This is a genomic window from Paludisphaera mucosa, assembly GCF_029589435.1.
Taxonomy (GTDB): domain Bacteria; phylum Planctomycetota; class Planctomycetia; order Isosphaerales; family Isosphaeraceae; genus Paludisphaera; species Paludisphaera mucosa.
The window spans coordinates 3949537-3973985 of the sequence record NZ_JARRAG010000002.1 but is presented as its reverse complement, the minus strand read 5'-3'; the positions used below and the strand labels follow the sequence as shown (position 1 = coordinate 3973985).

General features: G+C 71.1%; 21 protein-coding genes. 11 read left to right on the top strand and 10 right to left on the bottom strand.

Annotated elements, in window-relative coordinates:
- Positions 1-31: 31 nt before the first annotated feature.
- Entirely contained in the window at positions 32-502 is a 471-nt protein-coding gene (msrA, locus tag PZE19_RS25065) for a peptide-methionine (S)-S-oxide reductase MsrA (protein ID WP_277863343.1), read from the bottom strand.
- Positions 503-682: 180 nt separating this feature from the next.
- Here msrA and PZE19_RS25060 point away from each other — a divergent pair, with 180 nt between their 5' ends.
- From PZE19_RS25060 to PZE19_RS25045, 4 genes are all read left to right on the top strand, one after another.
- Positions 683-1774 carry an NADH:flavin oxidoreductase/NADH oxidase gene (locus PZE19_RS25060; RefSeq protein ID WP_277863342.1) on the top strand — a complete coding sequence of 364 codons (1092 nt, stop codon included), beginning with the start codon at positions 683-685 and terminating at the stop codon, positions 1772-1774.
- A gap of 32 nt (positions 1775-1806) precedes the next feature.
- Positions 1807-2160, top strand: a complete 354-nt coding sequence (locus PZE19_RS25055; RefSeq protein ID WP_277863341.1) for an STAS domain-containing protein — start codon at positions 1807-1809, stop codon at positions 2158-2160.
- A gap of 331 nt (positions 2161-2491) precedes the next feature.
- Entirely contained in the window at positions 2492-2788 is a 297-nt protein-coding gene (locus PZE19_RS25050; RefSeq protein ID WP_277863340.1) for an autorepressor SdpR family transcription factor, read from the top strand.
- Entirely contained in the window at positions 2785-3159 is a 375-nt protein-coding gene (locus PZE19_RS25045; protein ID WP_277863339.1) for an ammonium transporter, read from the top strand. The genes PZE19_RS25050 and PZE19_RS25045 overlap by 4 nt, the downstream gene beginning before the upstream one ends.
- A 56-nt stretch (positions 3160-3215) precedes the next feature.
- Here the strand turns inward: PZE19_RS25045 and PZE19_RS25040 are convergent, their stop codons facing one another.
- On the bottom strand, positions 3216-4448 hold the full coding sequence (locus PZE19_RS25040) for a hypothetical protein (RefSeq protein WP_277863338.1): 1233 nt from the start codon (positions 4446-4448) through the stop codon (positions 3216-3218).
- A 174-nt stretch (positions 4449-4622) separates the two neighbouring features.
- On the opposite strand from PZE19_RS25040, the gene PZE19_RS25035 reads away from it, so the two are divergent.
- The 4 genes from PZE19_RS25035 to PZE19_RS25020 all read left to right on the top strand — a co-directional run bounded on the left by PZE19_RS25035 (position 4623) and on the right by PZE19_RS25020 (position 7474).
- The gene (locus PZE19_RS25035) at positions 4623-5069 is read left to right on the top strand and encodes a hypothetical protein (RefSeq protein WP_277863337.1); all 447 of its coding nucleotides are present in this window, start codon (positions 4623-4625) and stop codon (positions 5067-5069) included.
- Positions 5070-5268: 199 nt separating this feature from the next.
- On the top strand, positions 5269-5652 hold the full coding sequence (locus PZE19_RS25030; RefSeq protein WP_277863336.1) for a CoA-binding protein: 384 nt from the start codon (positions 5269-5271) through the stop codon (positions 5650-5652).
- Positions 5653-5694: 42 nt separating this feature from the next.
- Positions 5695-6240, top strand: coding sequence for a hypothetical protein (locus tag PZE19_RS25025; RefSeq protein ID WP_277863335.1), 546 nt, complete (start codon positions 5695-5697; stop codon positions 6238-6240).
- A 118-nt stretch (positions 6241-6358) separates the two neighbouring features.
- Entirely contained in the window at positions 6359-7474 is a 1116-nt protein-coding gene (locus PZE19_RS25020; RefSeq protein ID WP_277863334.1) for a redoxin domain-containing protein, read from the top strand.
- Positions 7475-7555: 81 nt separating this feature from the next.
- Here PZE19_RS25020 and PZE19_RS25015 read toward each other — a convergent pair whose 3' ends face one another.
- Together PZE19_RS25015 and PZE19_RS25010 are read right to left on the bottom strand one after the other, a co-directional pair.
- Positions 7556-7789, bottom strand: coding sequence for a PF20097 family protein (locus tag PZE19_RS25015; protein WP_277863333.1), 234 nt, complete (start codon positions 7787-7789; stop codon positions 7556-7558).
- Between the two features lie 303 nt (positions 7790-8092).
- Complete coding sequence (locus PZE19_RS25010; RefSeq protein ID WP_277863332.1) at positions 8093-9250, bottom strand: TIGR04053 family radical SAM/SPASM domain-containing protein; 1158 nt, start codon at positions 9248-9250, stop codon at positions 8093-8095.
- A gap of 136 nt (positions 9251-9386) precedes the next feature.
- Between PZE19_RS25010 and hemG the strand changes: the two genes are divergently transcribed.
- The 3 genes from hemG (at position 9387) to PZE19_RS24995 (ending at position 14218) form a co-directional block, all read left to right on the top strand.
- Positions 9387-10820: a protoporphyrinogen oxidase gene (hemG, locus tag PZE19_RS25005; protein ID WP_277863331.1), complete on the top strand. Its 1434-nt coding sequence runs from the start codon at positions 9387-9389 to the stop codon at positions 10818-10820.
- 82 nt (positions 10821-10902) lie between these two features.
- Positions 10903-12255 carry a Gfo/Idh/MocA family protein gene (locus tag PZE19_RS25000; protein ID WP_277863330.1) on the top strand — a complete coding sequence of 451 codons (1353 nt, stop codon included), beginning with the start codon at positions 10903-10905 and terminating at the stop codon, positions 12253-12255.
- Between the two features lie 100 nt (positions 12256-12355).
- Complete coding sequence (locus tag PZE19_RS24995) at positions 12356-14218, top strand: sigma-70 family RNA polymerase sigma factor (protein WP_277863329.1); 1863 nt, start codon at positions 12356-12358, stop codon at positions 14216-14218.
- Between the two features lie 191 nt (positions 14219-14409).
- On the opposite strand, the gene PZE19_RS24990 is transcribed toward PZE19_RS24995, so the two are convergent.
- The 6 genes from PZE19_RS24990 to PZE19_RS24965 all read right to left on the bottom strand — a co-directional run bounded on the left by PZE19_RS24990 (position 14410) and on the right by PZE19_RS24965 (position 24323).
- Complete coding sequence (locus tag PZE19_RS24990) at positions 14410-16617, bottom strand: type 1 glutamine amidotransferase family protein (RefSeq protein WP_277863328.1); 2208 nt, start codon at positions 16615-16617, stop codon at positions 14410-14412.
- Between the two features lie 68 nt (positions 16618-16685).
- Positions 16686-17201, bottom strand: coding sequence for a methylated-DNA--[protein]-cysteine S-methyltransferase (locus PZE19_RS24985; protein ID WP_277863327.1), 516 nt, complete (start codon positions 17199-17201; stop codon positions 16686-16688).
- Between the two features lie 28 nt (positions 17202-17229).
- Positions 17230-19323, bottom strand: coding sequence for a hypothetical protein (locus PZE19_RS24980; RefSeq protein WP_277863326.1), 2094 nt, complete (start codon positions 19321-19323; stop codon positions 17230-17232).
- A gap of 143 nt (positions 19324-19466) precedes the next feature.
- Positions 19467-21578, bottom strand: a complete 2112-nt coding sequence (locus PZE19_RS24975; RefSeq protein WP_277863325.1) for a hybrid sensor histidine kinase/response regulator — start codon at positions 21576-21578, stop codon at positions 19467-19469.
- Positions 21579-21616: 38 nt separating this feature from the next.
- The gene (locus PZE19_RS24970; RefSeq protein ID WP_277863324.1) at positions 21617-22063 is read right to left on the bottom strand and encodes a response regulator; all 447 of its coding nucleotides are present in this window, start codon (positions 22061-22063) and stop codon (positions 21617-21619) included.
- Between the two features lie 13 nt (positions 22064-22076).
- Positions 22077-24323, bottom strand: a complete 2247-nt coding sequence (locus tag PZE19_RS24965) for an ATP-binding protein (protein WP_277863323.1) — start codon at positions 24321-24323, stop codon at positions 22077-22079.
- Between the last annotated feature and the right edge of the window lie 126 nt (positions 24324-24449).

The window sequence follows — 24449 nt, the reverse complement described above, 5'->3', positions numbered from 1 at the left end:
ATCGGCCGCCGGGCGACGCGTCGCGGGGGGGTCAGATGTGGCAGCTCGCGCCCCCATGCTTCTGGACGTACCGCTGGTGGTACTCCTCGGCGCGCCAGAAGGGGCCCGCCGGGGCGATCTCGGTCACGATCGGGCGGCGAAACGACCCCGCCTCGTCGAGCCGGCGCTTGAACTCGGCCGCCTCGCGGGCCTGGTCGTCGTCGTACGTGAAGACGGCCGAGCGGTACTGGCTGCCGACGTCCGGCCCCTGGCGGTTGGGCGTCGTCGGGTCGTGGAGCTGGAAGAAGGCCTCCAGAAGCCGGGCGTAGGTGGTCTGGGAGGGATCGTACTGGACCTCGACGACCTCGGCGTGGCCCGTGCGGCCGGTGCAAACCTGCTGGTAGGTGGGGTTTTCGACCGAACCCCCCATGTAGCCGGAGGTCGCTTCGAGGACCCCGGGGAGACGCCGGAAAGTCTCCTCGACGCCCCAGAAACACCCCGCCCCGAAAGTCGCCGTCGCCATCTCGTCGGTCCCTTCATTCGTGGCTCGAAGAGGTTCGGGCCGCGCCCCGGCCCTCATCATTTGTAGGAACGGACCGCCCCCGCGGCAAGGCTCGGCCGCCGGGTGTTGCTCGCCCCCCTACAATGGGCGAGACCCCGGGCCGCCGTCCGGCCCGGATCGCATTCGTCGAGGAACCCGAACGTGACGACCCCGCATCCCGCCCCCCTGTACGACCCCTACACGATTCGGGGCCTGACGCTCCGCAACCGGATCGCGATGTCGCCGATGTGCCAGTACTCGTCCGAGGACGGGATGGCGACCGACTGGCACCTCGTCCACCTGGGCAGCCGCGCCGCGGGCGGCGTCGGCCTGGTGATCGTCGAGGCGACGGCGGTGGTTGCGGAGGGCCGGATCAGCCCCGGCGATATGGGGATCTGGGACGACCGCCACGTCGAGCCCCTGGCGCGGATCGCCCGCTTCGTGGCCTCGCAGGGGGCCGCGCCGGGGATCCAGCTCGCCCACGCCGGCCGCAAGGCCAGCTGCGACGTCCCCTGGCGGGGCGGCGCGGCGATCCTCGAACCGGCGAAGGGGGGCTGGCCCGTGGTCGGCCCCAGCCCGATCGCCTTCGACGTCGGCAGCCCGGTCCCGCACGAGCTGACCGAGGCCGAGATCGACGGCGTGGTCGACGCCTTCGAGGCCGCCGCCCGCCGCTCGCTCGCCGCCGGCTTCCAGATGATCGAGATCCACGCCGCCCACGGCTACCTGCTGCACGAGTTCCTCTCGCCCCTGAGCAACAAGCGGACCGACCGCTACGGCGGCCCGCTGGAGAACCGCATGCGGTTCCTCGCCCGCGTCGCCGAGCGCCTGCGGAAGGTGATCCCCGACTCGATGCCTCTCTTCACGCGGATCTCCGCCACCGACTGGGCCGAGGGGGGCTGGGACGTCGACCAGTCGGTCGAGCTGGCGAAGCGCCTGAAGTCGCTGGGCGTGGACCTGATCGACTGCTCGTCGGGCGCGCTCGTCCCCCACGTGAAGATCCCGCTCGGGCCGGGCTACCAGGTCCCCTTCGCCCGCCGGATCCGCGAGGACGCGAAGATCGCCACGGGGGCCGTCGGCCTGATCATCGACCGCGGCCAGGCCGAGATGATCGTCGACAACGGCGAGGCCGACCTCGTCCTGCTTGGCCGCGAGCTGCTGCGCGAGCCATACTGGGCGCTGAAGGCGGCGACCGAGGCCGGCCGCGAGGTCCCCTGGCCCGTCGCCTATGGCTACGTCTTCAAGCAGCGGCGGTGATCGCCGGACCGACTCGGAGGAGGCTCGCGCCCATGGCCCTCAACATCCGGCTCGACGACGACGTGACGATCCTGAGCAACTTCGGCCGGCTCATGAACGACCCCAAGCACGTCGACGCGGCCCTCGACGTCCAGGACCGGCTCGACCTGGGCGAGCGCGCGTTCATCATGGAGATGAACAGCGTCCACGAGACGGGCGCGGCCTTCCTCGGGCTGCTGATGACCATCACCCGAACCATCCGCAAGCGCGGCGGCGACGTCGTCCTCGCCCGCCCCAGCCCGGCCATCCGCCGCCTCGTCGACGAGATGCAGATGGACGACTTCTGGGACGTCTTCGACACCGTCGACGAGGCCAAGGCGTTCTATCACCGCCACGACCCGGAATGACGACGCCGCGACCTGGGTTCGCTCTGGCTCCGTTCGCGGCGGCCGTTCAACGAACCCATCGGACGCAAGGCTTTCGGTAAACAGGTTTTAACATCCCAAAAACCGCCTCCGGGATCGGCTCCGTTCGCTCGTTTTTTTCTCGAAATCCATGGCCTCGTCGCGTTCTCCAGGTCGCCCCCCCGCCCCCTCCGATTCCGAATCCCCATAGAGACCATGGGCCGCGATCGACGAATGCGGAAATCCCGCTTCAGGGCTTCACCCTGCGCCGTTGCCACCAAAATCGAACGCCCCCGCCCTTGACACGTTTCGTCGATTAGCTCATTATCGAATCATGAGCCAGGTCTTCAAAGCCCTCTCCGATCCGACGCGTCGCCGCGTGCTGCAGCTCCTGCGTAAGGGGCCGATGAGCGCGGGCGAGCTCAGCGACCAGTTCGGCTTCTCCAAGCCGACGATGTCGGCGCACTTTGCGGTGCTGAAGGAGGCCGACCTGGTGCACGCCGAGAAGGTCGGCAAGTCCGTCATCTATCACCTGAAGCTCTCGGTGCTCGAAGAGGTGTTGCTGGGTTTCGTCCATTCGTTCGGCCTGGGCGCGGAGGCGCCGGAGCTTAAGAAGGAGACGACACGATGATCAAGGAACCGATGGCCGGCCTTGCCTGGGCCGGCGGCATTCTCGCTCTGGCGTTGGGGGCGACCCTGGCACGCCAGCTGGGCTATCTAGACGGCGACACGGTCACGCGGTTGGTCGTCGGCATCAACGGGCTGATGATCGCCTGGTACGGCAACCGGATGCCCAAGGCCGTGGTCCCGAGCGCCTACGTCCGCCAGGCCACGCGGGTGGGCGGGTGGGCCATGGTGCTGAGCGGGCTCGTTTACGCCGGAGTGTTCATGTTCGCCCCGATCCCAGTGGCCGTGGCGGTCGGGTGCGGCGCGGTCTTGACGGGAGTCGCGGTGACGCTCGGTTACTGCCTGTGGCTGCGGGCCCAGCCGAAAGCCGTCTGATTCACGCTTGCGACGAGGCCCCGACTCCATCGAAGCCGACCGCCGGGGCTCACTCGTCAGGCCTCGTCGAGCAGGGCCTGCAGCTTCTCCCGCGAGTTCGGCAGGGCGTGGCCCCAGAGGATCTCTTCCAGGGCGCCGAAGCCGTTCGGCGTGGGAGTCCAGTAGGGGCTGCGGATGACGGCCTCGACGGCCCGCCGCTGGACGGCGGTGAATTCCCTGGGATCGCGGAAGGCCGGGCGCTGGCCGGCCGCCACGCTGGGGTCGGGGACGAACCGGACCATCTGTCCGTCCGGGAAGACGCGATTCAAGAGCGTGTCCCAGAGGCTCATCGACGGCCACATGGTCGCGGCCTCCGTCGCCTTGCAGAGCGCGGCCACCACGGGCTCGGTCGGCTCCAGGTCGAGGAGGTCGATCACGCCGCAGATCTGGGCGACGAGCCCCGCCATGTGCCACGCCGCGTCGCGTCCCTCGGCCTCGCCGCCGCGCGGATCCGTGATCGCGTCGAGCAGCACGTCGAGCGCCTCGGGAGGGAGCGCCTTCCCCAGGATCAGGGCCAGCGAGTGGGCCGCCGCGACCCGGACGACGAAGGGGGTTTCGGGCGCCAATCGGTCCTGGAGCCAGGGGACGTCGGAGCGGTCGGAGAGCGAGCGATCCAGGATCCCCAGGCAAGAGACGGCGTCGGCCGTCTCCCCGGGCTCGGGCCGGTCGCGGGCGATCCGGCGGACGAGCGCGGCGGATTCCGCGGCGGCTTCGGGGAACCAGGCCAGGGCCCTCACCGCGGCTTTCCGGACCTTCTCATCGTCATCGTCCGCGACTCGTCGGAAGACGTCGAGCCGGGCCAGCACCGCCCGGTAGGCGTCCCGCGCCCAAAGCGCCCCGCGGCCGGCCTCGTACTCGTCCTCCTCGCTCGGCTCGGCGGACCGGACGGCGTCGAGGTCGTCCTCGGCCCCTAGCTCGTCGATCTCCGGGAACGCCCGGGACGGGTCGAAGCCCGCGGGGAGGTGGCCCTCCGGATAGCCGACCGCCAGGTGCACGAGAAGGTCGATGAGCTGGTCCCGCTCCGGCGTCTCGGGGGCCTCCAGGACCTCGAACAGGAACGGGACCGCCGGGGCGCTGGCCCGATAGCGCGTCCCCTGGTGGAAGATGGTGGCGAACAACCCGTTGCGACTCGACTCGCGAGCCTTCGGGTCGGGCGAGGCCAGTCCTCGGATCTTCGCCGGGAGATCTCCCGCCGGGCCGTACGCGTGCGTCAGCCGGGCCCAATCGACCCGGTCCAGGTCTTCGAGCATGGTGACTCCTCCGGCCGGCCGTCTCGGCGTCGCTCGCGGTGCGTCGAGCGGCCCCGCGCAGCGAGGACTTGATCCATCGACCCCAATTATGCAAACTCCTCGAAATCACGTCAGCGTCGATTTTCGCCCCGTCGCGGGCGACGGAGCGCGTCGAGAAGCGAGAGGTGGGGCGTCATGGCCGATTCGCCGCCAGGACCGCGGGTCCCGTCGCGGCCTGCGCATCGCCAGGCCGTCCGGCTGCTCACCCTGGTCGCGATCTCGGTCGCGTGCTACTTCGCCGGCCTGGCCGTGTTGACGTCGGCCTTCGCGGCCGTGGAGCAGGCCGAGCTGCCGGGCGTCTACGTGGCCGAGGCGCCCGAGGCGGATCGCATGACCCTGACCGCGGACGGGACGTATTTCCAGGAAGTCATCTCGAAGGATGGGCGGATGAGCGTGTTGGCCTCGCGCTGGGCGTTCGAGGGCGAGGGGATCGTCCTGCACGACTATGGCCTCCCCGGCGGCGTCGCGAGGGATCGGGTCGCCAGGGTCGTCTGCCGTTTCCCCGTCTCGCGACGCTGGTGGCGAATCTCGATCGGCGACGGGACCGGTCATACCCCGGTCCGGTATGAGAGATCGTGGTGAGATTTGGTCCGACCGATCCCGGCGCGACGCCGAGCGGGTCGCGAGGTCCCGGCTTCGTCGATCCCTTCATGCGTTTCGGCGCACGCTTCGCAGACGTCCGTACAATGTCCTCATGCGAGGACCATCGCGGCGCGGCGTCGACGCGCCGCGTCTCGTTCGTCGACCCAGGAAAGGCCCCTCGCCGGCCGGAGCCCCCGCCATGACCGCACCACGACCGAGGATCGCCATCGTCGGCGCCAGCCAGGACCGCTCGAAGTTCGGCAACAAGGCCGTCCGCGCCTTCGTCGCGCAGGGTTGGGAGGTCTTCCCGGTCAACCCGACGCTCGACGAGATCGAGGGCCTGCCCGCCTATCCCGACCTGGCGTCGATCCCGGAGGGTCCCCTGGACCGGGTCTCCTTCTACGTACCTCCCGCGGTCGGGATCCGCATCCTCGACCAGCTCGCCGGCCGGCCGGCCGACGAGGTCTGGATCAATCCCGGCGCCGAATCCCCCGCGCTGCTCGAGCGGGCCGAGGAGCTGGGCCTCGACGTGATCCAGGCGTGCAGCATCATCGACGTCGGCGAGAATCCGGCGCGCTACTGAGGTCCCGCCGTCGTAAGATGGTCCTCGGGGGAGGGCCCGTTCATGCGACGCGCGACCCGAGCTTGCGGCTGGATCGTCCTGGCGGCGATCGCGACTCCGCTCGCCCTCGCCGGCCAGCCGCCGGCGGCGGCCGAGGCGAGGCGGGCGGACTTCCAGGTCGTCGCCTGGTTCCGACGCGATCAGCCGATCGCCACCTTCCAGTACCAGGTCTACGACGTCCGCAAAGGCGATTTCACGCCGGCCGTCGAGGCCTGGGTCGGCATGATGCGGCGGGAGTACCCGGCCTACGAGGTGGTCGTGAGGGCCGTCGATCTGGCGCGCGAGCAAGGCCCGACGGAGGCCCGCAAGGTCGGCGCGGTGGTGCATCGCGAGCTGCTGGCCGCCGCCGCGGCCGAGGGGATCTTCCTCGGCGGCGCCGTCTCGGCCCGGAGCGTCGTGGCGCGCGAGCCTCTCAACGTCCGCCTCGCCCCGATCGGCGGGCCGCGTGGGCCGTATCGCGACCTGCAGGGCTCGCCGGCGGCGTTCCGTCAGAACCCCGCGCCCGCCGGATTCCCGGTCCCGATGCCCTACCCTCGCCCCCACCCCTGAACGCCGCGGCGACGTCTTGTCGCCCGCCCGCGGGTCGGTCAGACTACCAACTTGCGGGTTCGGTTCGGAACGACTCGCGGAAGCGACCGACGCCACGACGCCCCCGGAGCGCCTCGCCATGAAATCGACGCTCGTCCCGCTCGTCCTCGGCCTCCTGACCTGCTCCGGCGCCCGGGCCGTCGCCGACCCGCCCGACCTGAAGCCGCTGGCCATCGGCGCGTCGGCGCCGGACTTCAACCTCCCCGGGGTCGACGGCAAGAACCACGCGCTGAAGGACTACGCCGACGCCAAGGCGCTGGTGGTCGTCTTCACCTGCAACCATTGTCCGACCGCCCAGGCCTACGAGGCGCGGATGGAGAAGCTGTACGAGGACTACAAGGCGAAGGGCGCGGCCGTGGTGGCCATCTCGCCCAACGACCCGAAGGCCGTCCGCCTCGACGAGCTGGGCTACACCGACCTCGGCGACTCGTTCGAGGATATGAAGATCCGGGCCCGCGACCACAAGTACTCGTATCCCTACCTGTTCGACGGCGAGACCCAGGCCGTCGCCAGGGCCTACGGCGCGCTCGCGACGCCGCACGTCTTCGTCTTCGACGCCGACCGCAAGCTCCGCTACCACGGCCGGTTCGACGACGGCGAGGTCAAGCCTCCCAAGTCGCATGACACGATCGCCGCCGTCGACGCCGTGCTCGCCGGCACGCCCGTCGCGACGCCGATCACCCGCGTCTTCGGCTGCTCGACCAAGTGGGCCGACAAGCAGGCCGACGCGGCGAAGTCGCTGGCGAAGTGGGACGCCGAGCCCGTGACGATCGAGCCGATCGAGCTGGACGGCGTGGCCAAGCTCGCGAAGAACGAGACCGACAAGTTCACCGTGGTCAACGTCTGGGCGACCTGGTGCGGCCCCTGCGTGCAGGAGCTTCCCGAGCTGGTCACGATGAACCGGATGTACCGCGGCCGCAACTTCCGCCTGGTCACGATCAGCCTCGACGACCCCGCCAAGAAGGCCGAGGCGCTGGCGATGCTCAAGGACAAGCACGTCGCCGCGACCAACTACATCCTCAACTCCCCCGACCGCGACGCCTTCGCCGAGGCCCTCGACGCCAAGTGGCCCGGCCCCGTCCCTTACACCATCATCCTCGCCCCCGGCGGCGAGGTCGTCTACCGCCACTCCGGCGGCATCGACCCCCTGGAAGTCCGCCGCGCCATCGTGGCGAAGCTGGGCCGGACGTACTGACGCCGGCCGACCGCGCAGTGGTCGTTCCGACGCCTTCCCCCGCGCGGGGGGAAAGGCCGTCGTGCGTCGATGCGGCCGGCCTTAACCGGCCGCGTCTTCGCTCGGCTTCGCGTAGGATTCGAGGAAGCCGCACCGGGGGCAGCAGTACGTCGTGATCGGCCGCTTCTCCCGGCCGCTGATCTTGAGACCCGTCCAGAACGAGTATTGCGGCGGGCCTTCCACCCACTGCGCCGCGGTCTGGCCGCCGTGGGTGTGGTCGAGGGTGAACCCCTCGTCCATCGGCTTCGCGCACTTCGGGCATTTCGGCGTGGTCATGTCGGCTCCAGGATGATTCGGGGCGACGGACGGTCGGGTGCCCGTCCATCCGCGAGCCCTTGCGTACCTATTCGACGAACATGGCCCACTCTTAATCTGAGACGGACTCCCAGATCCACCGGCCGACGAACGCGGGGAGACGCCGAGGAATTGCGATTTCAGAAAAAAATCGACCAACGAAGCCAATTCACGGCGGCCCGAAACCAAACCAAACGTATTGGCGTCAAGGGTTTGCGTTAAAATAAGATCTCTGTCGTGCGCGCGAAGAAAGCCGAGTCGAAGCCGAAGCGAAGCCGGGCGAAGTCAATCGACGAGCTGCGGGACGACGGCGTGGGCTTCGTCCCAGGCGCGGGGGATGTGGAGGCAGTCGGGCTCGGCGGCGTAGGGGTCGCCGGTGACGGCGAAGGCGCGGGCGCGGCTGCCGCCGCAGATGTGGCGGTACTCGCAGACGCCGCACTTGCCGCCGAACGAGTCGGCGTCGCGGAGCCGGCGGAAGATGGGCGAGCGCTGGTAGACGTCGACGACGTCGTTGAACGGGAACATGCCGCAGGTCAGGGGCAGGAAGCCGCTGGGGTGGATCAGGCCGGCGTGGCTGACGAACAGGATGCCGCGGCCGTCGTTGACGCCCGGCAGCCCGCCGTTCCAGCCCCGGGCCGAGAGCCGCATCGGCTCGGCCCCGCCCGACTCCTTCCGGCGCTGGAGGACGTAGCGGCGGTAGTGCATCCCCTCGGTCGTCTTGATCATGAACGAATGCTGACGCGATAACTTCCAGAGGCGGGCGAAGGCCTGTTCATAGCGCTCGGCGTCGAGCCGCAGGTCGGCCGTGGCGCGGCCGACGGGGATGATCAGGAAGAGCGACCAGAGGGCGATGCCGCGGGCTTCCAGCAGGTCGGCGATCGCCTCGAGCTGGCCGAAGGTCCCCGGCGTGAGCGTGGTGTTGACCTGCACCGGGACGCCGGCCTCGCGGGCGTCGTCCATGATCGTCTGGGTCATGGCGAACGAGCCGGCGACGCCCCGGACGGCGTCGTGGGTCGGGGCGTCGACGCCGTCGAGCGACACGGCCATCCGGCCGATGCCGGCTGCTTTCAGGCGGCGGATGGCGTCGGCCGTGACCAGGGGCGTCGGCGAGGGCGTGATGGCCGTCTGGAGGCCGATCCCGTTCGCGTGGCGGATCAGCTCGAACAGGTCGGCCCGCTTGAGGGGGTCGCCGCCGGTGAAGACCAGTAACGGCGGCTCGGGGAAGCTCGCGAGCTGGTCGATCAGCCGCAGCGAGGCCGCGGTGTCCAGCTCGGCCGGGTCGGCGTGCGCCTGGGCGCAGGCCCGGCAGTGGAGGCAGACGAGGTCGCAGGCCCGGGTGATCTCGTAGAAGGCGATCAGCGGGCTGGAGTCGAAATTGCGGCGACGGGCCCAGTCGGGGGGCGGGCCGCCCGCAGACGTCGCGGGGGCGTGGGGATGGCTCATGGAGGGGGCGTCCCCGCCTCGGCCTGCGCCGGGCGGAGGACCTCGGTATACTGGATGTCTCTGATCCGACTCTAGCCGAGCCCGGCCCGGCGCTCAAGGAGCGTCCCGCCCGGCGCGGCGCGACGGCGAGGCGACGATGCGGGACGAGACGGTCGTGGACGTGGACGTGGCGGTGGTGGGAGGCGGGATCACCGGCCTGGCGGCGGCGAACCGCCTCCGCGAGATCGACCCCGCGCTGAGCGTGGCGGTGCTGGAGGCCGGCGAGCGGCCCGGCGGCGTGCTGGGGACGATCCGCCGCGACGGCTACCTCGTCGAGACGAGCGCCGACAGCTTCATCACCAACGTCCCGGGCGGCGTCGACCTCTGCCGTCGGCTGGGCCTCGAAGACCGCCTGATCCAGACCGACGAACGGCATCGGCGGTCGTTCGTGGTCCGCGCAGGGCGGCTGGAGCCGATCCCGGACGGCCTGATCATCATGGCCCCGTCGAAGATCGGGCCGATGGTCCGGACCCGGATCCTCAGCGTCTCCGGCAAGCTCCGGCTGGCGATGGAACGCTTCCTCCCGCGCGGCGACGGCTCGGACGAGAGCCTGGCCTCGTTCGCCCGCCGGCGGTTCGGCCGCGAGGCCTACGAGCGCCTGATCCAGCCCCTGGTCGGCGGGATGTACACCGGCGACCCCGAGCGCCTGAGCGTCAAGGCGACCATGCCCCGGTTCCTGGAGATGGAGCAGCGCGAGGGGAGCCTGATCAAGGCCATGCGCGCCGCCGGGGCGAAGGGGGGCCAGAACGCCGGCGGCTCGGGCGCCCGCTACGGGCTGTTCGTCGGCCTGGAGGCGGGGATGTCGGAGTTGGTCGAGGCCCTCGTCGCGCGGCTGCCCGCCGGCGCTCTGCGGACGAACTCGCCGGCGCGCGGGCTGAGGCGCGACGGCGACGGCTGGCGGCTCGACGCGGGCGACGAGACGATCGCCGCGCGGGCCGTCGTTTTGGCCACATCCGCGAAGGCGACGGCCGGGCTGATGCGGGACGTCGACCCCGAGGCGGCGAAATCGCTGGGCGGGATCGCGTCGACGTCGAGCGTGATCGTCTCGCTGGGTTTTCGCCGCGAGCAGATCGCGCACCCGCTCGACGGCTTCGGCTTCGTCGTCCCCTATGCGGAGGACCGGGCGATCCTCTCGGGGAGTTTTTCGAGCGTGAAGTTCGCCGGCCGCGCCCCCGAGGGGTCGGTCCTGATCCGCGTCTTCATGGGGGGGGCGAAGCGTCCCGACCTGGTCGACGCCGACGACGCCGAGCTGGTGCGGATCGCCTCGTCGGAGCTGGCCTCGCTGCTGGGCGTCCGGGGCGGGCCGGAGCTTTCGATCGTCTCGCGGTGGCGCGAGGTGATGCCCCAGTACGAGGTGGGCCACCTGGAGCGGATCGCGGCGATCGAGGAGCGGGTCGGCTCGCTCGAAGGCCTGGAGTTGGCCGGCAACTGGCTGCGCGGCGTGGGCGTGCCGATGTGCATCCGCGGCGGCGAGGAGGCGGCCGGCCGCGCGGCCGGCCGGATCGGCACGCCTTCGGCCCGCTCGGGTTGAACGGGGGTCGGTCGTGTGCGATCCTCGGAGAGTCCGCCGTCCGCCGACTCGCGACGGCCACTCTTCTGCCGAGGACCACACGATGACCAATCGCCGGGACGCGCTGAAGATCGGCGCGGCGGGACTGACGACCTCGATGCTCGGGGGCTACACGCGCGGGGCGGCCGACGAGAAGACGCGCCGCGTCGGCCTGATCGGCTGCGGCTGGTACGGCAAGTCGGACCTCTTCCGGCTCAATCAGGTCGCGCCGATCGAGGTCGTCTCGCTCTGCGACCCCGACAAGAACCAGGTCGCCCACGCGGCCGAGATGGTCGCCCAGCGGCAGCCCTCGAAGAAGACGCCGAGGACCTACGGCGACTACCGCGAGATGCTCAAGGAGAAGGACCTCGACATCGTCCTGGTCGCCACGCCCGACCACTGGCACGCCCTGGCGATGATCGCCGCCGTCGAGTCGGGCGCCGACGTCTACGTCCAGAAGCCCATCAGCCACGACGTCCTGGAAGGCGAGGCGATGGTGGCCGCGGCGCGCAAGCACAATCGAGTCGTCCAGGTGGGCACCCAGCGCAAGAGCACGCCGCACCTGATCGAGGCCAAGAAGCAGGTCGTCGACGCCGGCCTGCTCGGCAAGGTCGGTCACGTCGAGGTCTGCTGCTACTACCACATGCGCGCCAACGGCGACCCGCCGGTCACGGCCGTCCCCGACTTCTTCGACTACGAGATGTGGACCGGCCCCGCCCCGCTGCGGCCCTACGACGGCCTGCCGCACGTCCGCTGGTGGCGGACCTTCAACGAGTACGGCAGCGGCATCACCGGCGACATGTGCGTGCACATGCTCGACACCGCGCGCTGGATGCTCGGCCTGGGCTGGCCCCAGAAGATCAGCTCGACGGGCGGGATCCTGGTGCAGAAGGCCGGCAAGTCGAACATCACCGACACCCAGGCCGCGACCTTCGAGTACCCCGAGTTCGACGTGGTCTGGCAGCACCGCACCTGGGGCACGTCGCCCGACGCCGACTACCCCTGGGCCCTGATGATCTACGGCGAGAAGGGGACGCTGAAGGCCAGCACGATGCGGGCCGACTTCATCCCCCAGGGCGAGGGGAAGCCGCTCCACTTCGAGTGCGTCTTCGAGCGCGAGAAGTACCCCGAGGACGTGAGCGAGCCCGAGATCGAGCTGAACGCCGCCCCCGCCACGCGGCTGCACATGCGGAACTTCCTGGCCTCGATCGCCGACCGCTCGCGACCGATCGCCGACATCGAGCAGGGCCACATCTCGACCTCGTCGTGCCTGCTGGCGAACCTGGCCATGCAGCTCAAACGCCCCGTGGTCTACGACCCCGCGAAGCGGATCGTCGTCGGCGACGACGAGGCGACCAGGCTCCTCAAGGGCCCCTACCGCGCCCCCTGGACCCACCCGGCCGACGCGCTGGGCTGAGCCCGGGCTCGCTCGGTCGGTATTCGCGAAATCGATGGAACCTGGAGGCGGGAACCCGGCAGTACCTCGGTAGACGCGAAACGACCGACGGGGGCCGACGATGGGCAAGGGCGACCGGGGCTTGATCGTTCACGACCTGGACCGCCTCCTGCGCCAGGGCGTCGAGCCCCCGGGCGACGGCGACCTGCTGGAGCGGTTCCAGGCGGGGCGCGACGAGGCCGCCTTCGAGACGCTGGTGACGCGCCACGGGCCGATGGTCCGGGGCGTTTGCCGGCGGCTCCTGCGCGATCCCCACGACGCGGACGACGCCTTCCAGGCGACCTTCCTCGTCCTGGCTCGCAAGGGCGATCGGCTCCGCGACCCCGACCGCCTCGGGCCGTGGCTCTACGGCGTCGCCACCCGCGTCGCCTCAAGGGCCCGAGCCCGCGCCTTCCGGCGCAGGGGTCGGCCGCTGACCGACGACCTCCCGGCCCGGGACGACCACCGGTCCGAGTGGTCCGACGTCCTGCCGATCCTCGACGCCGAGCTGGCCCGGCTGCCGTCCGCCCAGCGTGACGTGCTGGTCGTCTGCCTGCTCGGCGGGGCCTCCGAACAGGAGGCGTCGCGACGCCTCGCCTGCCCCGTCGGCACCGTCAAGAGCCGCCTCTCGCGTGCGAGAGAGGCCCTGCGCGGCCGGTTGGTCAAGCGTGGGGTCGCGCCCGCGGCGGCCCTGGTGGCGGCGTCGTCGGTCGAGTCGTTCGCGTCTCCTGTGTCCTTCACGCTCCTCCGCGCGACCCTGGCGGCGACCACGGCGAAGGCCGCGATCCCGGCCTCCGTCGCGGCCCTGACCCAGGGAGTCGCACCGACCATGCTCGCGAAACCGATCCTCACCGGCCTGGCCCTCGCCGGCGGCCTCTGCCTGTTGACCCTCACCGCCACCGCCTGGCCCCCGAATCCGCCCGAGGCGCTGCAGGACGAGGCGAAAACGACGGCGAGGCCGACCGCCGCGGCCTCGCCGTCGGAGGCGAACCTGAAGCGCATCCTGCTCGCCCTCCACAACTACTATTCGACCAACGAATGCTTCCCCCCGGCGGCGATCCGCGGGGCCGACGGCCGGCCGCTGCTGAGCTGGCGGGTGGCCCTGCTCCCCTATCTCGAAGCCGGCGACCTCTACAACCAGTTCCGCCTGAACGAGCCCTGGAACAGCCCGCACAACGGCCCGCTGCTGGCGCGGATGCCGGCCGTGTTCGACACCCCGGGCATCCCCGCGCCGCCCGGCGAGACGCGCTTCCGAGGCGTCTCCAGCCAGGGGGCGATGTTCGGACCGCCGGGAACCCAGGCCGCAACGTCGGCCCCGACGGCCGGCCTCGGGGGCGGGGTGGCTCTCTACTCGGATGACGGTGCGGCCGGCAGGGGGCCCGTCGGGATCGCGGGGACCCCCGGCGGGGCGGCGGCCGCCCCTCTGGGCGATGCCGCGCCAGCCCCCGCGCAGCCGGAACCGCCGCCCACCGGGCGCGGGGTGTCGATGACCGAGGTGACCGACGGGACGTCCAACACCGCCATGGTTCTCGTGGTCGAGGACGCCATCGAGTGGACCCGGCCGGGCGAACTGCTCGCCGTCGGCGACGAGCTTCCCGCCCTGGAGGACAGCGACCCGAGGGGCTACACGCTGGGGATGGCCGACGGCTCCGTCCAGCACCTGCCGAAACAGCCCATTCGGCGAGCGTTCCTCTCGGCCCTGATCACCCGCAACGGCGGCGAGGTGATCGACCACAGCAGATTCGCCCCGACCAGCCTCCAACCGGCGGCCGCCGCCGGATCCACGCCGCCCCCGATGGGGGCCCCCACCGCCCTACCGACTCCCGCGCCCGCGGCTCAGATCTCGGCGTCTCCGACTGTGGAGCGCCGTCTCCGTCGCGTCGAGGAGAAGCTCGACGAGATCCTGGACCGCCTCGACGCCCTCGCGCCGAAGACCAAGCGGTGAAAAGGGCTGGCGAAGCGTCCTTCTCCCCCGGGAGAACGTGGCCGGGACGGCCGGATGAGGGTCATGAGGTTTCGAGGTCGCCGATGCTCGCCGAGATCCGAACTCCCTCGACACCCCGACGACCCTCATCCGCCGCCGCACGGCACCTCCTCCCGGGGGGAGAAGGGATTCATTCCGCTTGAGAGACCGCGTCACTCGATCGTCACCTGCACGGCGTCGGCCGAGTTGGGGAAGCGCAGGAGGAGCGTCTTCGAGGCTTCGTCCCAGGTCTGGGATCCGGCGTCGAGGGGCTTGCCGGCGACGGCGACGGCCTTCGGCGCGTGCGGGAGGGCGACGCGGACGGAGGCGGTGATCTCCTTCGGGCCGCGGGCGAAGAAGGAGAGGCCCTCGCCCTTCGGGGCCTCGTCGGTCACGCGGCAGGCGGCGGCGAGGACGCGCGGGCCCTTCGCGGGGACGCGGTCGAGGTCGAGCAGCAGCGACCGCCGCGTCGGGTCGAGTTTGACCGTCTGGATGACCTTCAGGCCGGCGTCGAACAGGTCGACGAACCGCCCGCCGAGGATGTAGGGCGACTCGCCGGGAGCGGAGTCGAGGCCGGCGGCGACGACGTACGGGCCGCGGCGGAGGACCAGGTGGTTGGTCTCGTGGTAGGCGAGCTTCGCCGCGCCGCAGGCCTGCTCGATCAGCTTGCGGACCTCGGTCGCGCCCTCGCGCTGGTGGCTGAATCCGGCCGGGCTGGCCTCGGCCCAGATGAGCGTTCCGGAGCCGACGGGGTGGCTCCCGGGTTTCGCGTCGCGGCCGACGCCGAGGGCCTCGAAGAGGGCCTGGCGGGGCGTGGCGTAGCCGGGGCCGCCGGGGGCGTTCCACCACGAGCGGATGCCGTTGTACGGGTCCTTGTCGTCGTCGACGAACAGCAGGACGCCGCCCGCCTTGACCCACTCCGCCAGCACCTTGTCGGCGGCGTCGGTCATGGGCTTCATGCCCTCGTACGTCATCATCAGGACCTTGTAGCGGCCGAGGTCGGCGGTCGTCCGCAGGTTCTCGAGCTGCACCGGCTCGGCGGGGATCCCGCGCTGGATGCACGGCAGGGCCAGGCCGAAGAAGTTGCCGAGGTGCGGGTCCGACGGCTTGAATCCCTCGCGCTGGAACATCAGGGCGTCGGAGACGACCAGGCCGATCCCGCGGGTGCCGGACTCCCACGCGAGGTCGGGCTGATCCATGTCGTTGAGGGCGTTCATCACCGTCATCAGCTCGGTCGCGTAGTCGGCCGGGATCGGGATGCGGTTGGGGTCGTCGCGGCGGCGACGGCCGAAGAGGCGAGGCGCGGGGGGCGTGCCGGGGGCGGGGTACTTGCCGTGGAAGATCCGCTCGGGCCAGGGCGCGACCTCATAGCGGGTCGTCTCGGGCCAGAAGAGCGAGCCGATGACCGTGCATTCCCAGTTGGACTTGTAGTCGTCCCAGGCGTGGTTGGGGTCGTCCTCGATCGGGTCGTGGAGGAACCAGAGCCGGCCGTTGCTGCCGCGGGTGGCCGCGGTCATCGAGCCGTACTCGAAGAAGGCCGTCTGGAAGGTGCGCTCGGCGGCCTTCCCCTCGTAGACGTTCTGCGACCGCGCCGTGCCGGTCCAGACCTGGGCGATGAAGCCGTCGGCGCCGACCGTCAGCAGGCTCGACTCGGGGCTGACGATGTTCCACAGCGCGTAGTTCACCAGGCTGTGGGTGGGGACGTAGCACTTGACGTGCTTGCCGGTCTCGGCGTTGCGCTTCTTGACGGCGTCGAAGATCTGCTGGAGGGCGTCGCGGTAGAGGACGTACTTGAGCTTCGAGGCGCGGTACTGGGCGTCGGCCGACTCGTGGGGCGGGAGCCACTCCTCCTTGTAGTGCTCGCGCCAGGCGCGCTTGAAGCCCTCGCCGTAGCCGGCGCGGGCCCAGAACTCGGGCTCTTCCAGGTGGATCGCCTCGACCCCGGCGTCGATCGCCCGGAGGACGTTCTGCGCCAGGTAGGTCCCGTAGGTGGGGCCGGGGCACATGTAGTAGACGTCGCCGCCGTGCGAGATGACCTTGCCGTTGCGGTCCATCTGGGCCTCGTCGACGTGGTTCTTGCCGTCGAACCGGCCGTAGAGGTAGTCCTGATACTGGCCCCACGAGACGCCCGTCATGAGGTGGACGATGTAGCCGCGTTCCTTCCACTGGCGGACGCGGTCGGGCATGTCCTTGCCGATGCCGTAGACCATGGCGACGTCGGCCGGGAGCTGGAGCCCGGCGTCCCAGGGGGCCCCGGTCTGGAAGGAGGTCCGCTCCTCCTTCTGCCGCGGGTCGGGCGTCTGCGCCCGGGCGGTCGGGGCCGCGAGGAGGACCGCGGCCAGGAGGCAAGGGGTGAGGATTCTCGGCAGGTGGGATGTCATGAGGGGCCTCGGGAGGGGGGGGGCCTTCAAGGTGCGCCGGCGTCGACGACCGGAGTCGCGCCGGAATTCTACCGGGAGGTCCAGAGGGCCGGGGCCTCGCGGCCGACGACGTGGGCCTCGTGCTGGAGCAGCCAGAGCTTGCGGTCGAGGCCGCCGCCGAAGCCGCCGAGGCGGCCGTCGGCGGCGATCACGCGGTGGCAGGGGACGATGACCGCGATCGGGTTCCGCCCGTTGGCGCCGCCGACCGCGCGCGACGCCTTCGGGTCGCCGACCCGGCGGGCCAGCTCGGCGTACGAGATCGTCTCGCCGTACGGCACCTTCGCCAGCTCGGCCCAGACCTTCCGCTGGAAGGCCGTGCCGTCCTGCAAGAGCGGCGTCTGGAAGCCCCGCGAACGGCCCTCGAAATAGGCGTCGAGCTGCTGGCGGATCTCGTCGAGGAACGCGTCCCCGCCCCCGGCCGCGGCGAGCCGGGGGTCGGACGGGTCGTCGATCATGTGCAGGCCGCACAGGCGATCGCCCTTCGTCGCGAGCAGGAGCTCGCCGATCGGGCTCGTGTAGCGGGCGTGCCGGATCGTCTCGATCATGGCGCGGGGCGCTCCGGGAGGGTGGGGGTTACTTCGCGCCCGAGCGCCGCGGATACGCCTGCGCGTGGATCGCGCGGGCGGCGGCGACCAGCTCGGGATAGGCGAGGTCGGCGACGTTGAGGAAGCCGATGTTGTAGTTCTCGCCGTCGTACGAGCGGCCGGTCGTCGGCTCGTCGACGAACTGGAACCAGTGGCAGCCGATGAACGACGGGTGGTCCAGCACGCTCCCCACGTAGCCGGCGTAGGTCGCCGCGCGCTCCTCCTGGCTCGACGTCGGCACCAGCCCGGTGTGGAACATCCCCCGGTCGAGCGCCCCGAAGTGGAATTCGCCGATGATCGCGGGCTTGTCGATCGCGTCGAGGACGGCCCACTCCTTGGGGTCGACCTTCCGCTCGTAGATGTTGAAGCTGACGACGTCGCAGGTCTCGCCGGCCGCCGCGATCGCCTCGGGCGTCTTCCAGGCGAACCGGCAGCCCATGTAGAGGTGCTCCGGGTCGGCCTTCTTCAGCTCGTCGCGGATCGTCCTGAAGTAGGTCCGGGCGATCTCCTTGACGAAGCCGCGGAGGTCGTCGTGGAAGGCGGTCGTCCACGAGCCGGCCTCGGCCGAGGGCTTCCACGGGGCTTCGAGGGCCTTCCAGTCCGCGAGGCTCGTCTTCCAGGCGGCGTTCAGACGGGCGACGTCGCCGTACTGCTTCTGCAGGCGATCGAGGAGCGCCCGCTTGGCCGGCGAGGACGCGGGGGAGTCGAGCGCGCCCAGGGCCAGGCCGATCCGGCCGCGGTCGCCGCCGCCGCCCCAGCTCAGCTCGTTGTCGACGTAGTAGCCCAGGCACCAGGGGTCGCCCTTGATCCCCTTCACGCCCTCCTCGACGCTCTTCCGCACGGCCTCGACGAACCTGGGGTCGAAGGGGTCGCGCATCCGTCCCCAGTAGTCGGAGCCGCTGGAGATCGTGGCGAAGTCGCCGTAGATCCCCAGGGTCGCGACGTAGGGCATCCGGTTCATGCCCGCGAACCGCCGGTCCGACCAGTTGCCGATGGTGTTGAAGCCCCACGAGGCCAGCCGCTTGAGCGACGCGTCGGCCCAGGGCTCGAAGGTCTCGGGCCCGTAGACCCGGTTGAGGTTGGCGTTGTAGAAGCTGAACGTCTCGCCCTTCTTCACGGGGCCGGAGTGCACGTTGAAGACCCGGCCGTAGCAGCGGGCCAGCGGCTCCCCCTGCTTCGGGAGCCAGGTGAACATCGTCTCGCGGCCGGTGACGATCGTGGCGTGGTCGCCGGCCGTCACGCAGTCGACGCCGAGCGAGAAGAAGAGGGCGCCCTCGGGGTCGACGAACCACCACTTGCCGTCGCGCTTCGCGGTCCGGAAGAAGCCCGTGGCCTTCTCCTTCGGGCCCGACTTCCAGCCGCCGTAGGCGTCGCGGTCGGCCGGCGCGGGGTGGGCCTCGACGTCGGCCAGGTCGGCCTTGTGGCGGGCCCTCAGGTCGGCCTCGGAATGGACCTTGCCGGGCCAGTCGTCGCCGGTGAACTGGCCGAACTCGTCGATGATCCCCGCGATCGCGGCGGCCCCGGCGAGCCGGGCCGAGCGGATGTCGAGCGTCCGGTCGCCCTTGGGCGCGTGGACGAAGATCTGGGCGGCGACGACGTGGCCGAGGTTCAGCTCGTCGTCGCCGCCGGCGGAGAGGCTGCGCTCGCCGCGCGCGCCGGGGAGCCCCCGCATGCCGAGGGCCATCGGGCCCTCCTTCGCGAGCGCGATCGAGAAGACGGCCGACTCGCCGGCGTCGAGCCGGCCGGTGGCGCTCCGGCAATGGTGGACGCCGTCGGCCGCCGGGTCGTCGTCGACGCGCACGCCGAACTCGACGGCCTCGCCGCCGGGGTTCTTGACGTCCAGCAGGAGCGTCCCGGTGGAGCGCCAGTCCCAGGGACGGCCCTCGGGGGCGTCGATCTTGGCGTTGGGCCACTCGGCGGGGTGGAAGGTGATGCGCACGCCCGTGGGCGTCCCGGCGAGAGGCGCGACGGTGGCCTGGTTCCCCTTGAGGGAACGGAGGCCCACGCCCGGGGCCTCTTCGGCCCGGCCGATCGGCGCGGCGAGCAGCGAGGCGGCCGCGATCGCGAAGAAACGACGATTCATGACGTCATCCCGGCTTTCCATGGGGAGGGCTCGGGCGGCCCGGCCGTCGCCTTGCGGCGGGGGCCGTCCGGGGGGGCCAGGCGCGCGGCCTGGGACGTCGCGCGATGAGGGGCCGCACGACCCCCTGCGCGGCGACCCGTCGATTATAACCCCTCGGGACGGCCGTCACCCCGGTGCGCCGTCCCGTCGCCCGCGAATTCGACCTCGGTGAGCAGGCGGCTCAGCTCCTTGGGGTCGACGGGCTTGACGAGGTGCAGGTCGAAGCCGACCTCGCTCGACCGGCGGCGGGCCTCCTCCTGGCCGTATCCGGTCAGGGCGATCAGGAACGGGCTGCGCTCGCCGTGGCGCTCGCGGACGCGGCGGGCGACCTCGAAGCCGTCCATGCCGGGCAGGCCCAGGTCCATCAGGATCAGCTCGGGCGCGTCGGCGGCGACGGCGTCGAGCGCCTTGACGCCGTCCGAGACGACCTCGACGTGGTGGCCCCAGTGGTCGAGCAAGGTCGCCAGGATCTCGGCGCCCTCGGTGTGGTCTTCGACGACCAGGATCCGCAGCGGCCGGCCCGACGCCCCGGCGACGCCGTCGCCGAGGGGCTCGGTCCGGGGGAGCAGGCGGGCGGGACGCTCGCCGGCCTTGGCGATCGGCAGCCGCACCGTGAACTCGCTCCCCTGCCCCAGCCCGGCGCTCTCGACGTCGACCGACCCGCCGTGCAGCTCGGCGAGCGTGCGCACCAGGGTCAGGCCGATCCCCAGCCCCCCCTGGGCGCGGTCGAGCGAGCGGTCGACCTGGGCGAACATGTCGAAGACCAGGGGCAGCATCTCGCGGGCGATGCCGATCCCGTTGTCGCGGACCCGGATCGCGGCCCGCTCGCCCTCGCGTTCGGCGGTCAGCCAGATGCGGCCGCCGTGCTCGGTGTACTTGGCGGCGTTGTTCAGCAGGTTGACGAGGATCTGCTCCAGCCGCGCCGCGTCGGCCGCCAGGACGATCGGCTCGGCCGGCGGCGCGACCTCGAGCGCGTGGTCGTGCTGCTCCATGATCGGCCGGACGGCCTCGGCGACCCGGGTCATCACCCCCGCCAGGTCGACGTCCTCGATGCAGAGCTGGATCTTGCCCCGGGTGATCCGCGAGACCTCCAGCAGGTCGTCCACCAGGCGGGCGAGCTGCGCCACCTGGCGCTGGGCCATGGCGCGGGCCCGCTCGACCGTCTCGCCGTCGACGCCGGGCAGCGACATCAGGTGCAGGGCGCTGCGGATCGGCGCCAGGGGGTTGCGCAGCTCGTGGGCGAGCATGGCCAGGAACTCGTTCTTGCGGCGGTCCATCTCGGCCAGCTCGTCGGCCCGCATCCGGGCCTCGCGCTCCAGCCGCTCCAGCAGGCGGATCCGCTGGCGTTCGACGGCGCGGCGGTCGACGACGCTGGCGATGGCGTTGTCGACCGTGCGGCGGAGCGTCTCGTCGTCGAACCGGCCCTTGATGAGGTAGTCCTGCGCGCCCGCCTTGAGGGCCTGCACGGCGATCGACTCGTCGCCGCGGCCGGTCATCATCACCACGGGGAACGGGGTGACGGCGGTGCCGGTCGTCAGCTCTTGCAGGAACTCCAGGCCGTCCATGTCGGGCAGCGAGTAGTCGAGCAGCACGCAGTCGAGGCCGGCGGCCTGGCAGATGCCCAGGCCCTCCTCGCCGGTGCCCGCCTCCAGGAACCGGTAGGAGCGCTGGGGGTCGCGGGAGAGGAAGCGGCGCGCCGCCTCGCGGTCCTCGGGCGAGTCGTCGAGCAGCAGGACGAGCCGCTCCTTGAGCCGCATCGCCTCCTGGGCCTGCTGGTGGTCGCGCTCCTTCTCGACCTTCTCGCGCTCCCGGCCGGGGCGGAGGGCGAACTTCTCGATGGCGTCGCCCACGGTCGCGGCGATCGAGGCGGCGTCGAACTGGCCCTTGACGACGTAGTCCTCGGCCCCGCACTTGAGCGCCTGGACGGCCACGGTCTCGCTCCCCTTGCCCGTCAGCATGACGATCGGGAAGGGCGCGCCGCCGGTCTCGGCGGTCAGCCGGCGGATGAACTCCAGGCCGTCCATGTCGGGCAGCGAGAAGTCGATCAAGAGGCAGTCGAGCGCCGCCGACCGGGCGATGGCCATGCCCTCCGCGCCCGTCGACTCCTCCAGGAATCGGTAGGACGCGCGGGGATCCTGCCGGAGGAACCGGCGCATGGCGGCGCGGTCCTCCGGGCTGTCGTCCACGATCAACACGAGCCGTTCTTGCCATCCCATGGGGATCATCCTCGCTTCGTCGCGGCCCGTCGCCCCCGTCAGCCGGAGGCGGTCGGCAGGGCCACGGTCTCGAACCAGTATTCCTTCAGCGTCCGGACCTTCTTCAGGAAGTCGTCGAACCGGATCGGCTTGATGATGTAGCTGCTCGCGCCCTCGCGGTAGCAGAGCTGGATGTCGCTGGGGTTCTCCGAGGTCGTCAGGATCACCACCGGGATCTTCCGCAGCTCGTCGTCGGCCTTGATGCGCTCCAGCACGTCGCGGCCGTCGGTCCCGGGGAGGTTCAGGTCGAGCAGGATCACCGCGGGCATCGGCGTCTCGGCCTCGCCCGCGAAGCGGCCCGTTCGAAACAGGAATTCCAGGGCCTCGTCGCCGTCGGTGCAGCGCGCGACGGGGTTGACGATCTGGGACTTGTGGAACGCGCGCAGGACCGCCATGAACTGCTCGTCGCTGTCCTCGACGACGAGGATCGTCTGGTTGGAATCCATCCCGGGCCCTTTCTCAGCCTGTGAGTGTAAAGTTGAACGTCGAGCCTTCGTCGGGCGTCGACTCGATCCAGATGGCGCCCCCGTGGCGCTCGACGATCTTCTTGCTGAACGTCAGGCCGGCCCCGGTGCCGCCGCCGAACTTGTCGCGGCCGTGCAGCCGCTTGAAGAGCCGGAAGACGTTCTGGTGGTGCTTCTCGGGGATGCCGATGCCGTCGTCCTTCACGTAGAACACGGCCGGCCCCCCGGGCGCGGCGGGCTCGCGCCAGCCGATCTCGATCGACCTCTCGGGCCTGTCGTTGTACTTGATCGCGTTGGTGACCAGGTTGCTCAGGAGCTGGCCCACCTGCACGCGGTCGCAGCGGACGGTCGGAAGCGGCCGGGGCACGGTCACCTTCACGTGGTTCTCGCCGAGCATCACCCGGTGGAGCTCGACCACCTCCTCGACCAGCTCGGTCAGGTCGACCTCCTCGTAGACCAGATCGGCCCGCCCCAGCCGCGAGTAGCGGAGCATCGACTCGACCAGGTCCTCCATGCGCTGGGAGAGACGGACGAGGCTCTCCAGCCGCGACACCCCCTCGGCGTCGAGCCGGTCGCCGTAGTCTTCCATCAGGAAGGTGGCGTAGTTGTGGATGCCGCGGAGCGGCTCCTTCATGTCGTGCGAGGTCGTGAACGCGAAGGCGTCCAGGTCGTTGTTGCTCCGCTCCAGCTCGGCGTTCAGCCGGGTCAGCTCCTCGGCGCGGCGGACCACCACGGCGATGATCGCGTCGCGGAGCGCCCGCGCGGCGGCGACCTCGGCCGGGTGCCAGGGGAGGCTCTTGAGGTGCACCTCCTCCTTCCAGAGGTCGAACGACGTCCGCGGGCTCAGCGAGCCCCCCGGCTCGACGGGCTTGCTCGGGTCGCCGGCCCATTCGACGGTCTGGACGACCTCGGGGCGGAACCAGAGGACGTAGCGCCCCTGGGCCCGCGAGGTCGTGACCGCGACCAGCCCGCAGGCCGCGTCCTTGTACGCCAGGGCCTCGGGGAAGATCCTGGGGAGAGAATCGGTGGCGAAGACGTCGACGTCGGCCTGGGCCCGCAGCCAGTCGACCAGGGCCATGACCTGGTCCTTGTCGGGCGTGACGCCCAGGGTCTCGCACGTGCGTTCCTGGACCACGGCCGCGCCGCGCGCCCCGGTCAGCTCCAGGAGGTCGCCGCCGTCGTCCACCAGGGCGCGCGCCAGGTCGGTCTCCTCGGCCATCCGCTGGAGCAGGCGCTCGCGCACCTGCTGGAGCTTCGTGCGATATTCGTTGCCCTCGCCGTCCTCCTTCACCGCGAGCTGGACCGAGACCAGCGCCGCGAGGAACTCGCAGGCGCTGCGGAGCGTCGGCGGGAGGTAGAGCGGCTTGCTGTAGTTCATGCACCCGAGGAGCCCCCAGAGCCGGCCGTCCCGCATCAGCGAGAACGACATCGAGGTCTTGGTCCCCATGTTCTTCAGGTAGCGGATGTGGATCGGCGAGACCGCGCGGAGGCCGGCGAAGCTCAGGTCGAGCGGACGGCCCGTCGCCGGGTCGAGCGCGGGCACGAGCGGGACCGCCTCGGCGTCGGAGTCGGCGATCATCCGCAGCCGGTTGACGCTGTACAGCCGCCTCGCCTGCTCCGGGATGTCCGACGCGGGGAAGTGCAGGTGCATGAGCGGCGTCAGGAAATCGGCCTTGTCCTCGGCGTAGACCTGGCCGTGCCAGTCCTCGTCGAAGCGATAGACGAGCACCCGCTCGAAGCCCGTCAGGGCCCGGGTCTCGACCGCGGCGACCCGGCAGAATTCCTGGAGCGACTTCGCCGCCTCCAGGCGGGTCATGACCCGGCGCACCGCGATCGCCAGGTCCGGCGTCGTCGGCTCGCCGGCTTCGCGGCGATCCTCCAGCTCCAGGATGAGCGGCCCTCGGTGGCGGTGGGCCAGGCCCTCGAACGTCGCCGACGCGCCCCCGGCGACGATCCGGATCCGCCGCGGGTTCGCCTCGTGGACGTCTTCCGAGAGCAGCCAGCGTCGCACCTCCTCGCGCTCCGAGGGGTCGACCAGGGCCTCGAAACGCGCGCCCAGCACCGCGTCCAAAGGCGCGCCCAGCATGCCGGCGTTCGCGCTCGCCTGGCGGACGACGAGGTCCGGCTCGTCGAGCACGAGCAGGACCCCGTGCGGCTGGATCCGGCCCGGGACGTGGATCGGCTCGTCGGCGCAGTTCGTCAGGTCGACCGTCGTTTCGGCCTCCTCCGGGTCGTGCATCATGGACCCACCCCGTGCGCCGGCTTCCACCCGCAGAACGCCGCGGGCTGCGCATTCATGTAGCATAACGGAGGGATGGGGGTCATGATCAAGCCGCGTCCTTCGGGTCGCGCCGGACATCCCCCCGGC

What these genes read in the sequence shown, in the direction of transcription:
- msrA (WP_277863343.1), bottom strand. Translation starts at nt 502, where the DNA reads ATGGCGACGGCGACTTTCGGGGCGGGGTGTTTCTGGGGCGTCGAGGAG.
- PZE19_RS25055 (WP_277863341.1), top strand. Translation starts at nt 1,807, where the DNA reads ATGGCCCTCAACATCCGGCTCGACGACGACGTGACGATCCTGAGCAAC.
- PZE19_RS25050 (WP_277863340.1), top strand. Translation starts at nt 2,492, where the DNA reads ATGAGCCAGGTCTTCAAAGCCCTCTCCGATCCGACGCGTCGCCGCGTG.
- PZE19_RS25045 (WP_277863339.1), top strand. Translation starts at nt 2,785, where the DNA reads ATGATCAAGGAACCGATGGCCGGCCTTGCCTGGGCCGGCGGCATTCTC.
- PZE19_RS25040 (WP_277863338.1), bottom strand. Translation starts at nt 4,448, where the DNA reads ATGCTCGAAGACCTGGACCGGGTCGATTGGGCCCGGCTGACGCACGCG.
- PZE19_RS25035 (WP_277863337.1), top strand. Translation starts at nt 4,623, where the DNA reads ATGGCCGATTCGCCGCCAGGACCGCGGGTCCCGTCGCGGCCTGCGCAT.
- PZE19_RS25030 (WP_277863336.1), top strand. Translation starts at nt 5,269, where the DNA reads ATGACCGCACCACGACCGAGGATCGCCATCGTCGGCGCCAGCCAGGAC.
- PZE19_RS25025 (WP_277863335.1), top strand. Translation starts at nt 5,695, where the DNA reads ATGCGACGCGCGACCCGAGCTTGCGGCTGGATCGTCCTGGCGGCGATC.
- PZE19_RS25020 (WP_277863334.1), top strand. Translation starts at nt 6,359, where the DNA reads ATGAAATCGACGCTCGTCCCGCTCGTCCTCGGCCTCCTGACCTGCTCC.
- PZE19_RS25015 (WP_277863333.1), bottom strand. Translation starts at nt 7,789, where the DNA reads ATGACCACGCCGAAATGCCCGAAGTGCGCGAAGCCGATGGACGAGGGG.
- PZE19_RS25010 (WP_277863332.1), bottom strand. Translation starts at nt 9,250, where the DNA reads ATGAGCCATCCCCACGCCCCCGCGACGTCTGCGGGCGGCCCGCCCCCC.
- hemG (WP_277863331.1), top strand. Translation starts at nt 9,387, where the DNA reads ATGCGGGACGAGACGGTCGTGGACGTGGACGTGGCGGTGGTGGGAGGC.
- PZE19_RS25000 (WP_277863330.1), top strand. Translation starts at nt 10,903, where the DNA reads ATGACCAATCGCCGGGACGCGCTGAAGATCGGCGCGGCGGGACTGACG.
- PZE19_RS24995 (WP_277863329.1), top strand. Translation starts at nt 12,356, where the DNA reads ATGGGCAAGGGCGACCGGGGCTTGATCGTTCACGACCTGGACCGCCTC.
- PZE19_RS24990 (WP_277863328.1), bottom strand. Translation starts at nt 16,617, where the DNA reads ATGACATCCCACCTGCCGAGAATCCTCACCCCTTGCCTCCTGGCCGCG.
- PZE19_RS24985 (WP_277863327.1), bottom strand. Translation starts at nt 17,201, where the DNA reads ATGATCGAGACGATCCGGCACGCCCGCTACACGAGCCCGATCGGCGAG.
- PZE19_RS24980 (WP_277863326.1), bottom strand. Translation starts at nt 19,323, where the DNA reads ATGAATCGTCGTTTCTTCGCGATCGCGGCCGCCTCGCTGCTCGCCGCG.
- PZE19_RS24975 (WP_277863325.1), bottom strand. Translation starts at nt 21,578, where the DNA reads ATGGGATGGCAAGAACGGCTCGTGTTGATCGTGGACGACAGCCCGGAG.
- PZE19_RS24970 (WP_277863324.1), bottom strand. Translation starts at nt 22,063, where the DNA reads ATGGATTCCAACCAGACGATCCTCGTCGTCGAGGACAGCGACGAGCAG.
- PZE19_RS24965 (WP_277863323.1), bottom strand. Translation starts at nt 24,323, where the DNA reads ATGATGCACGACCCGGAGGAGGCCGAAACGACGGTCGACCTGACGAAC.